The organism is candidate division WOR-3 bacterium, assembly GCA_039804025.1.
Classification (GTDB): domain Bacteria; phylum Hydrothermota; class Hydrothermia; order Hydrothermales; family JAJRUZ01; genus JBCNVI01.
The window spans coordinates 1-10,881 of sequence record JBDRZP010000004.1; the positions used below are offsets into that span (position 1 = coordinate 1).

The following is a 10,881-nucleotide window of genomic DNA, read 5'->3' on the forward strand; positions in this document are numbered from 1 at the left end:
GGCATCAAAGTTTCCAAATCTTATTGCACGGAAATGGTCACTTTTTACATATTCTATGTATTCCTTTTCATGACATTTTGAACAGGTTTTAGGAACATTCTGTTTATAAATTGTTGATAAGATATCTCTATGAGTAGCAATATTATGAACTCCATGACAGTCAGAACAGGTTGCTGCTCTTTTGCCTTTAAGTAACATTTCATGATGAATGCTTTCTTCATATAAAGCATAGGGATTTTTTATTGTGATTCCCCATTTTTCAGCAAATTCAGGTTTTGAATGGCATTTTCCACAAGTTTCAGGCAAATTTACATAATAAACTTTTGAATTTTTATTAAAAGTTTCAAGTATTTCGTGGCTATCATGACAGTCCCAGCATTTTGCAGCAGGCTTTTTTTCCTTTATACCTGTTCCATGTATGCTTATCTCATGTTCTTCACATTCCTTCCTGTGACATAACCCGCAATCCTTACAGTTTAATTTTTTTACATGTTTTTTGTCAGGTTCAAGACTGTATACAGTTCTATGACAATCAACACACTCATGATTTTTGTGAACTGAATTTCTTAGTTTTTCTTTTATTTCTTTGTCATGGCATTCAAGACATTTTTCTGAAGGGTACAAAACAGCATGGTATTTTTCAGGAACAGAAACTGAAGGATGGCATGTTGTACAAAATTTATCCAGATTAAGGGGATGAAGTTTAGATTTTACTTCTATCACAGGTTCTATATCATGGGTTCCATGGCAATCTGTGCAACCAGGAGCTTTCAAATTTCCCTTTTTCCTTGCCCTCTCATGTGGATCCATTTCAAAAACTCCCATTTCCTCTTTATGACAGAGATTACAATTTACATTACTCAATGGAACTTCATGGGGTAATTCTTTAATCCCGGTATGACAGTCAATACAATTAATATTCTCATGGGCTCTTCCTGGCATTTTTATATCTTCGTGACATACCAAACAATCACTGTTTTCAAATAAAATTAAAAAAAAGATTAAAATCATTTTCCCCCTCCTTTTAGTTAGTAATTATACTTTTTAATTTTTTCTAAAAATTCCTCCATAAACATTATATTGTGTGTTCCGTAAGAACCTTCTTTTTTGAATTTTTCATATTCTTCAAGAAAATTGTAAAAATCAATAATTTCTTTTTTATTTCCCCTTTCTTTTAATTTATTTACTATTTCTTCAATTTTAAATTCAAATTTTCTTATTTCTGATTTGATAGAATTTAATTTCTCAGTAAAGTCTTTTTCATAACTTGTTTCATGGCAATTGGAGCAAACATTTGGTTCTGGTTTAATGATTTTTCCTCCTTCAATGTGACAATCCGAACAATCTATTCCAGCTTCTTTCATTACATCCATTGATTCTGAAAGATATTCACCACTATAAAATTCCTTCTGTATTTTATGGCAATCTTCACAATTTTTTTCCTTTTGGTGATGACAGGAATTACAGTCTTCCGATATTTTTTTTAAATTGCCGTGAAGATCCTTTGAAGGTTCATCTTCTATATGACAGTCATTACATTTATAATTAAATAGATGGGGACCGTGTAAAAATTCTTTATTTTTAAAATATAAATTTTTATTTTCTATACCAAAATGACAATCAATACATTTTGGATTATTACTATAAATTCTTTCAATATCTGGTTTTTTTGTATCAATTTTTAATTCTTTTTCAACTTCATCAAGTAAAAGATTTATATATCTTATGTTATGGGCTCCGAAACTTTTATCCTTATTAACAAGTTCAAGATTTAATTCAATCTTTTTTGAATCATATTGAAGAATTTTTAAATCTTTTAACAGGGAATAAATTTTTTCTCTCTTCTTTATTCTTTCAATTCTCTCTTTTACAAGGTTTTGCCATTTTAAAAGGAGTTTATCAAAATTTTTCCCATGGCAGAAAACACATTCAGAAGGATTAGCCTTTGGTAGTTTAAAATGAGGACCAGTTAAAGTTCTCTCTAAATTAACTTTATGACAGCCCTGGCATATAACACCTGCAATAAACATTCTATCAGGAAGATTTGGTACTCCAATTCCTCCTGTTCCTGAATAAATTTTTTCCTGAACAAAGTGGGCATTTCCGTGACATTCCTGGCATTGTGGTGAGAAAACCTGTGTCACCATTATTTTTCCGTGTTTAATTTCCTCATGACACCTGAAACAAGAAATATTTTCTTTTCTGACATGAATATCATGTATTTTTCTTCTATCAAGAAATTCCCTTTTAACTTCAATGTGACAATCAAGACATTTTTCCGATTTTACATCGCCTCTGCCGGATATAACATTTAAGTGACAAGTAAGACAATCAACACCACCCTTAATATATTCATAGTGTTTAAAAGGAACCCCCCAAATAAGAAGTTCTTCCTTTGGCGGTCCGTGACAGATTCCGCACTCACCCTTTTTCCCAAATTCTCCACCAATAAAGTGACATAAAATACATACCTTGATTGAAACTGCAGTATGTTTTCCCTGAACAAGTTCTGAATGACAGTTCTGGCACCTGAAGTTAAGGTTATCTATTTTATCATTTAAATGGAAATTGTGGTTAAAACTTATTTCTTTCTCAGTAAATTTAATTTCCTTATCTAAAAATTCTTCTTTTTTATGGCATTCTAAACAAACCTCGTCCTTTACTTTTGTTTTTATTTCCTTTGAATAAAATCCTGCAAAGTATCTTAATATTTCTCCTGTTAACCTCAATTTTCCCCCTATGTAATCCTTTTTTCCTGGTCCATAATGGCATTTATAACATGGGACTGTATTATGTGAAGAACTTGCCCAATTATCATAATAGGGTTTCATAAAATGACAGCTATTGCAGAAATCCGGATTATCGGTTGCTTTAAAGAAAATTATCGAGAGGTAAATTAGGAGTAAAAGGGATAGTAGAGAAAAAAAAGTAAATTTTCTCATTTTTTAATCTCTTTTTCTTTAATTATTTTTTCATATTCAAGGGGATGTTCCTTTAGCATTCTTTCCTTTGAAATTTTTCCAGTAAAAATGGTGGGATTGAAGGGAAATACCTCAGGGTTAAAATGGGCATTATACCAGTGCCATATAACAATGGCAAGAGTTGCGAGCATTGCTTCATCTGAATGGGCTTCTTTTGCAATATCTATTACAAATTTTGGAAGAATACCGAGAAAAAAGTTATGAAACCACAGGATAGAACCAGTAGAAACCATTATAACCATTCCCCAGTAAACAGCCCAGTAATCAAATTTTTCTATGTAGGAAAATCTACCAAATTTTGGCTTTTCCTTTGTAAGTCCTAGAAAATATCTGATATTCTGGAAGAAATCTTTAAAATCTTTTATTCTGGGTAAAAGTTCCCAGAATTCCCTTCTGCCTTCTTTTGTAAAAAGAATGTAAAACATATGCCAGAAGGAAACGAAAATAAGTATACTTGCTCCTATTCTATGAAGCACCCTTGATACCTGTATTCCCCCCATTATTTTAAGGAACATCTTGGCCCATCCTGCTTCATGAAACTTTATAGGCAGACCTGTAAATATAAGAATCAAAACACCAATAGCAAGAAATAAATGCTGAAGTCTTACATTTAAGCTGAATCTTATAAAATATTCTTCTTCTTTTATCTTTTTTTCCTTTTCTTTTTTTTCTTTTTCCTTTTTTAACCTTTCAAATTCTTTTTTATATTTTTCCTTGATTTCCCTTTTTATTTTTTCCTTCAATTTTTCATCTATTTCAATTTTTTCTTCCCTTTCAATTTCTTCAATTAATTTTTCTTCTAATTCTTTATTCTCCATGCTTTCTCCTCCTTAATCTACCATAGAGGTCAAGTAATATATGGATTATAAGACCTGTTATAACAAGAAAGGTAAAGATTTTAAAAAAGTTATAAACATAAAATATAATACCTGATTCCTTTTCTTGGGGTAAAACATGAATTCTTCCTTTTGCTACATTCTGTGAAGCATTGGGGTGACATTTGCCACATGTTTTGGGGAGATTGTCAGGATGAATTGGAGATCTGGGGTCTCTTTGAGGCAAAATTTTGTGATATTCATGACAGGAAGTGCAGTTTGCAGCTTTTAAAACACCAAACTCAAGGGCAATCCCATGAAAACTTTCCTTGTAAGCTTCTACCTGTTTTACAGGCACACCGGTTTTTTTCATTAACTCTACATTTGCGTGGCATTTCTCACAGGTTTTTATAACATTCCTTGGATTTAGACTTGACCTTGGATCCTCAGGTGGCAAAACATCATGTTCTCTATGGCAATCATTACAAACAGCAGATCCCATTATTCCTTTATTTATACCCTGCCAGTGAATTGATATTTCATATTCTTCCCTCTGATTTACATGACATTTTCCACATGTTGAGGGAACATTCTTTTTATATACACTTGAAAGGCTATCCTCAGGTGCTCTTACATTGTGAATTCCGTGGCAATCCATACATTCAGGGACTTTTTTTCCTTCCCTTTTTCCCTTTTCATGAATACTTTCTTTATATTTTTCAGGTTTTTTCTCAGTGGGTGCTCCAACAACATTTCCTTCAAAATGACATTGTAAACAGTGAATTTTTTTTGGTTTTATAAGGTGAGGTATTACTCTAACATCATTATGACATTGTTGACATAAAAATTTTTTATGGACAGAATTTTTAAGTTCTTCATAACTTACATATAGACTTTTAAATTTACCATCTTCAACAATTCCAAAATCTTTTTTACCGTGACATAAAAGACACCTTCTATCTTCTTCTAAAGGTGCCTGTAAAATAAAAATGAAAACTAAAAGTAAGCTCATTTCTCCTTTATCTTTTTATATTCTAAATAATGATTTTCTTTTAACCAGTCTTCATCTACATAACCATCCCAGAAGGAAAAGTTTATAGGAAAATTTGAAGGTGAAAGATGGACTATATAAAAATGCCACAAAATTAAAAATATTATAACAATTGTAGCAGTCCATGAATGAAGGGAAAAGGAAAGGTCGATAATCCATTTTGGAAAAATAGTGAAGAAGTAGTTGTGAAACATAAGAATTATACCAGAAAGAACCATTATAAGTATTAAAAAGGAAATTACCCAGTATTGCATTTTTTCTTTGTAGGAATACCTATCAAATTCGGGTTTTTTATCTGTTTTTCCTATATCATATAAAATACTATCAATGAAATCTTTAAAATCCTTTTTGCATGGTAAAAGCAATTTAAATTCCCTTCTGCCTTCTTTTGTAAAAAGTATGTAAATAAAGTGATATATTGTTGTAAAAATTAATAAAAAAGCTGACATTCTGTGAAGTGCTCCCCTTGCTTCAAATCCTCCTTCAAGAAAAATCAGTATTTTACCGAAAGTGGTGTGGGAATATTTAAGTGAGAATCCCGAAAGTATGAGTAATAAAACGCTTATCATTAAAAGCATATGCTGAACTCTCCAAGACCTTGAAAATCTTAATATTTTATTTTTCATTTTCCCTCCTTTTTTTTCTATATCTTATAATATCAAAAATTATATGCATAATAAAACCAAGAACAAGAATTGAAATAAAAATTGTATAAAATAATCTGACTGCGTAAACATAGGGGGCTATTTCTCTTTTGGCTTCCACATGGATTTTGCCCTGTGTAAATTTTATATCTGCACCAGGATGACATTTTCCGCAGGTTTTTGGAAGATTTAAGGGGTGTATCGGACTTCTATCATCCTTTGCTGGTAAAATTAGGTGATTTCCATGACAGGAAGCACAATTGGCAGATTTTAAAATGCCTTCCTCTAAATAAAGACCGTGATAACTTTTTAGGTAGGTTGAAAATCTTTTAGGTGGTAATCCATATTTTTCAGTTATGGCTTTATTTTCATGACAGTTAGCACATGTCTTTGGAACATTTTTGTAGTAAACAGGCGATTCTCTTTTTAAGGGGGATAAAATATAATGTTCTGAATGGCAATCAATGCAGGATGGTGCATCCTCTATGCCCTTTTTAAGAGATAAAAAGTGTATACTTTTTTTGTAATCATCACCTTCTTTTAAGTGACAGGTTGAGCATTTTTCTGAAATTATAATTTTAGAACCATAAATTTTAAATGATAAAGTTTTATGGCTTCCGTGACAGGAATAGCAATTAAGATGTTCAAAATGGTCACTTCTGTAGAAAAAGACAACAACATCTGTGTGACAATTTTCACAAATTTTCCCCTTTTCTGGATGCGGATATTTATCAAAGGATATATGGCAGTCAAGACAATTTAAAATTCTATGGGGAGATTGAATAAGGGAATCATAAATGCTTTTTAGGTGGCAGTCTAAACAGTTTATTGAAAAAATTAAAATTAAGAGTGACACTGTGAACAGGTATCTTCTTTTATTAAAAGATTTTTATCATGACACTCATTACATTTTAACTCCATTTCCTTTACATGGATTTTGTGGTAGGGGTTTATTTCTTTACCATGACAGGTAATACAATCTTTTTTTATATTCTCTTTATGATGGCAGGGCACACAGTCTTTTTTTTCTTTCAAAAGGGTTATCATATGTGGTTTTTCTTCCTTATTTTCGTTGTGGCAGTTATTGCATTCTATTTTATTTAAAATATGTATATAGTGAGAGAAAGTTTTTCCGTCAAAGGTGCTTATTTTCCTTTCAACTCCGTAGTGGCATCTTGTGCATTCAATTATTGCTTCTGTTATAATAAAAGTTTCAGTTTTATAAGGGCTAATTCCTTTTTCCTTTAAACCTTCATTAATAAAATCAACTGCTTTTTTCAATAATTTTTCAGAATACAAAACATTGTGCAAACCACCTCCTTCTTTTACAAGTTTGAGATTATATTCAGCATTTTCTAAATATTCTGAGTTCTTCAATTTACTTTTTGCTTCATTTATGATTTTCTCAGTCTCCTTTATTCTTTTTTCAATATTTTCTTTCCAGGAGTTGTATATTCTATAGTAGGAAGCACCATGACAGTTCATACAGGAAAAAGGACCTGATTTTTTTATTTTCCCTTCTTTACCTATTATATGGCATCCTTCACATCTTACACCTGAAAGAAACATAACTGAAGGAGTTGGTTCTACACCTTTTCCTCCAATTCCCATATAAAGGTCCTTCTGCGGGGTATGTCCCTCCAAATGGCATGTGGAGCATGGAGTTTTTATTACCTCTTCTATTTCTCTTGGTTTTCCATGATAAATTTCCTGATGACAGTTTAAACACTCCACCTTATGTATAGTGACATGAATTTCGTGTATTTTTTCAGTGTTTTTATACTCCGATATTCTTGCTGGTTCATTATGACATGTAAAACATCTTTCTTCAGGAACTGAGCCAGATCCTTCAACAGAATGAGCATGGCATAAGAGGCAATCCATACTGTATTTTTCAACATCGGAGTGATCAAATGTAAAAGAGGCGATTTCTATTTTTTTTCTTGGCATACCATGACACATTGTGCATTTTGCAGTTTTTTTCCCCAGTTCTGTTCCCTTGAAGTGGCATATAAAACATGTGCTTTCAGTAACTTTTATATGTGCTCCCTGAACAATCTGAGAGTGGCAGGAGGTGCATTTCAATTTTTTCCCCCTCCTTAGCATTGTCAAGTGGGGTTGATGGTCAAAAAGAATATTTTTAAAGTACACCTTTCCGTATAAAAGTCTCTTTTCATGACACTTTAAACAGGCAGCATCTTCAATTTCAGCCCATGGATTTGTGCTATAAGTTCCTGTAAAATACCTTACAACCATTGCAAGGGCTTCATATTTTTTTCTAAATTCAGAAGTTATACCAGGGGGAATGTGACATTCAACGCATGGAATACCATTATGGGATGATGTTTTCCAGGATTCAAAGTAAGGTCTCATATAGTGACAGGAACCACAAAAATTAGGATGGGAGGTAATTTGAAATGAAAAAATTATAAAAATTATAAAAATTGTGAAGGTAAGGAAAGAAAAAAAGATTATTATGTAGACTTTTCTCATGCTTTTTCTACCCTCTTTTTGAATTCAAAAATTAAAAAAACTGTAACTATAATTAAAATCCATAAAATAGGTATTATTATGTATCTTGTCTGGAAAAGTTTATATTTATTTATTGCTTCATGTTTTACATCGTCGTAAACTCCCTTGTATTGAAGATAGGTTTCCTTTATTCTTTCAATATTTAATGTATGAAGAATACCTATTTCTTCTGCAAGAGAATTATTTGCATCTTTAATTCTTTCCTTTAAATCCTTTGTTTCAAGAGGAATTTTTTCTATTTTTGAGACCCATTCAGTTGCATCTTTATAGGAATTTTCAGTTTCAATAAGAAGTGTTTTGATCTCTTCTTTTAATTTTAAGGAATTATTATCTTTTTCGTGACAGTTTATACAGCTTTTATCCCAAGTGGTAAGATCGGCTTTGCCTATATTGTGATTTCCATGACATACTTCGCATTCTTTAATTTTTATCTCAACAAATACCTTATAATGGGGACTTTTCAAAAAATTTGCTCTTACATTTTCATGACACTTACCACAAATTTTATCAATATCTCTGAAACCTGGCGGATAGGCTCCATGGGAACCATGGCAATCAGGACATGTGGGAGAGTCTTTTATTCCTCTTCTAACATATTCAAAATGTATGCTTTTAGAATATTCTTCAAATTCTTTTTTGTGACAATTTCCGCATAAATATGAGACCTTTGATTTATTTACAGGAGAATTTATATCATTTGCTTTGTAAACATTGTGGTAATTGTGACAATCGGAGCAGACAGGAATATTATTCTTTTTATCTAAAAATCTTCCGTGAGCGGAAAGCATATAAAGTTCAAATTGGTCAAAGGGTATGCCGTAGGGAGCCATTTTTTCTGCTGAGGAATGACATTTAGAGCATAAATTTAAAATTTCTTTTTTTGAGAATTTGCCTTTAAAATTCCCTGAATGGGCTTTTTTTATGTCAAAGGATTTTTCATTTCCACCATGGCAATCAGAACAGTAAACATTTTCATAATAGTGAATGCTCTTTGTGTAGTTAAGTCTTATTTCACTGTGGCACAAAAAGCAACCTGTTGAATCTATCTGTGATAAGAATGATAAATAAATTATTATTCCTTTCATTTCAGGAATTCTAAAAGGGATATAAAAATTAATACACTGAAAAAGAAGATATAAAGAAAAAATGTAATTGGTTTCTTTATGAGGGGAATTGGTGGGGTTCTATCAATCCAAGGGAGAAAGAATGGAAAAATAATAAGGATAAAGGATATAATTGAATAAGAAATCTGGTTAAGATTTGTTCTCAGAAAATCAAAAAACAGTAAAAAGAATGGAACTTTATAATTTACATAGTTTTTATAAGGAACAAAAGGTTCTGAGATTTTTCTCGGGAAAATGTTGCTGAGTGTGAAAATTATAGCGAAAGCAAGGAACACTATTATTAAAATTTCAAAAAAGTATCCAGGGAAAACTTTATCGCCCCTAAAGTATCCATCTGATAAACCCAGTTTTCTTACAGAAAGAAAATGTAGATAGAAAAGGAAAAAAATAAAAAAGGGTAAGATAATTATGTGAAAAATGTAGCTTCTTAAAAGGAAAAAATCTGAAAGTTCGCCTGCAAATAGAAAAATTTTATAAAGGCTCCCGATAATTGGTATTGGTGAAATTATTTCATAAATTCTAAAACTTAAAAATCCTGAGCTTCCGTCCATTGGTAAGGAAATTCCTGTAATATACTCAAACACAATAAAAAGAAAAATAAGGTATGCTAAAATCCAGAAAAATTCCCTGGGTGGGGAGAAGACTTTATGATAAATAAATCTTATAAGGCGGAAGATAAGTATAACAAGTAGTGTTATGCTTGAAAAGTAATGGAAATTATATATGAAAAAGCCAAAGGGTTTATTTATTATTGTATCCACAGTGGAAGAGTATGCATTTTCCTTTGATGGAATGTAATAAAAAAGGAGCATAGTTCCTGATACTACACAGAAGATAAATAAGATAAAAGTTAGAATTCCGAGAAGATATGGCCATCTTGTATATGATGGAGAAGGGGTTTCCATTGCATCTTTTATTGCTTCTTTAACAGGTTTATCATGGGGAACGGGTGTATAGAAAATTCCGAAGGAGGTTATAAATGATATAAGCTCATTAAGGGAAATTCTTTTCTCAAGAAACTCAAGTATTTTATTCAATAAGGACATATATTTTCCCTCCCTTTATTCTAACTTGATACTTTTTGAGTGTTTTTAATTTTTTATTTAAAGGATTACCGTTAAGGTCAAATTTTTCTCCGTGGACAGGACAAAATAAGACATTTTCATTTTCCTTGTATTCAAGTATAGCCCTTCTGAATGTGCAAATAGCTGAGATAGAAAAAAATTCTGAGCCATTAAAGTATAAAAAAATAGGTTTCTCTAATTTATAAAATTTTACTTTTGGTTCATGAAAATTTTTTAGTTCATCTATCATAACCCACAGGGGTTTTTTATCATCCCTTGAGCTTAAATATGTTAAAGAAGTTCCAAAAAGGACAATTATCCAGAAAAAAATAAAAAACCAGAAAAAAAGTTTAATAAAGTCAATTTTTTTCATAATCCCCTCCAGAATTTAAATTAATTAATTATGTTTAATTATACTCCCCCATTTTTTAAAAATTCAATTTATATTTTGAAAATAACTTCCTGATTGATAAAAGAAAAGAGCTGATTATCCTTTAAGTTCAATAGATGAGGAGGCGGGGAATATTATATTTCCTTATGAAAGTCAGGAAGGATGGGGATATGAGATAGGGGAGAGGATAGAAAAGGTTCTTAAAGAATATTATGGGAATAACTGGCAAGATAATCCTAATGCAAAAGTAATAATTATTTCACACTTAATGGGCGCACA

Annotated in this window: 10 protein-coding genes; all 10 read right to left on the reverse strand. The window is 31.3% G+C overall.

Features of this window, described 5'->3' with window-relative positions; translation table 11 throughout:
• The coding region (locus ABIN73_02275; protein ID MEO0268551.1) for a cytochrome c3 family protein at positions 1-1,011 on the reverse strand (1,011 nt) is incomplete at its 3' end.
• Between the two features lie 17 nt (positions 1,012-1,028).
• Positions 1,029-2,942 carry a cytochrome c3 family protein gene (locus tag ABIN73_02280; GenBank protein ID MEO0268552.1) on the reverse strand — a complete coding sequence of 638 codons (1,914 nt, stop codon included), beginning with the start codon at positions 2,940-2,942 and terminating at the stop codon, positions 1,029-1,031.
• On the reverse strand, positions 2,939-3,799 hold the full coding sequence (locus ABIN73_02285; GenBank protein ID MEO0268553.1) for a cytochrome b/b6 domain-containing protein: 861 nt from the start codon (positions 3,797-3,799) through the stop codon (positions 2,939-2,941). The genes ABIN73_02280 and ABIN73_02285 overlap by 4 nt, the downstream gene beginning before the upstream one ends.
• Positions 3,789-4,808 (reverse strand): hypothetical protein, encoded by a 1,020-nt coding sequence (locus ABIN73_02290; GenBank protein MEO0268554.1) that lies wholly within the window; start codon positions 4,806-4,808, stop codon positions 3,789-3,791. The genes ABIN73_02285 and ABIN73_02290 overlap by 11 nt, the downstream gene beginning before the upstream one ends.
• Positions 4,805-5,473 carry a cytochrome b/b6 domain-containing protein gene (locus tag ABIN73_02295; protein ID MEO0268555.1) on the reverse strand — a complete coding sequence of 223 codons (669 nt, stop codon included), beginning with the start codon at positions 5,471-5,473 and terminating at the stop codon, positions 4,805-4,807. The genes ABIN73_02290 and ABIN73_02295 overlap by 4 nt, the downstream gene beginning before the upstream one ends.
• Positions 5,463-6,347, reverse strand: coding sequence for a hypothetical protein (locus ABIN73_02300; protein ID MEO0268556.1), 885 nt, complete (start codon positions 6,345-6,347; stop codon positions 5,463-5,465). The genes ABIN73_02295 and ABIN73_02300 overlap by 11 nt, the downstream gene beginning before the upstream one ends.
• The gene (locus tag ABIN73_02305) at positions 6,335-7,984 is read right to left on the reverse strand and encodes a NapC/NirT family cytochrome c (protein MEO0268557.1); all 1,650 of its coding nucleotides are present in this window, start codon (positions 7,982-7,984) and stop codon (positions 6,335-6,337) included. The genes ABIN73_02300 and ABIN73_02305 overlap by 13 nt, the downstream gene beginning before the upstream one ends.
• Positions 7,981-9,108: a hypothetical protein gene (locus ABIN73_02310; GenBank protein MEO0268558.1), complete on the reverse strand. Its 1,128-nt coding sequence runs from the start codon at positions 9,106-9,108 to the stop codon at positions 7,981-7,983. Before ABIN73_02310 ends, ABIN73_02305 begins: the two co-directional genes overlap by 4 nt.
• Positions 9,105-10,193 (reverse strand): cytochrome b N-terminal domain-containing protein, encoded by a 1,089-nt coding sequence (locus ABIN73_02315; protein ID MEO0268559.1) that lies wholly within the window; start codon positions 10,191-10,193, stop codon positions 9,105-9,107. Before ABIN73_02315 ends, ABIN73_02310 begins: the two co-directional genes overlap by 4 nt.
• Positions 10,177-10,584, reverse strand: coding sequence for a Rieske 2Fe-2S domain-containing protein (locus ABIN73_02320; GenBank protein MEO0268560.1), 408 nt, complete (start codon positions 10,582-10,584; stop codon positions 10,177-10,179). The genes ABIN73_02315 and ABIN73_02320 overlap by 17 nt, the downstream gene beginning before the upstream one ends.
• Positions 10,585-10,881 lie beyond the last annotated feature (297 nt).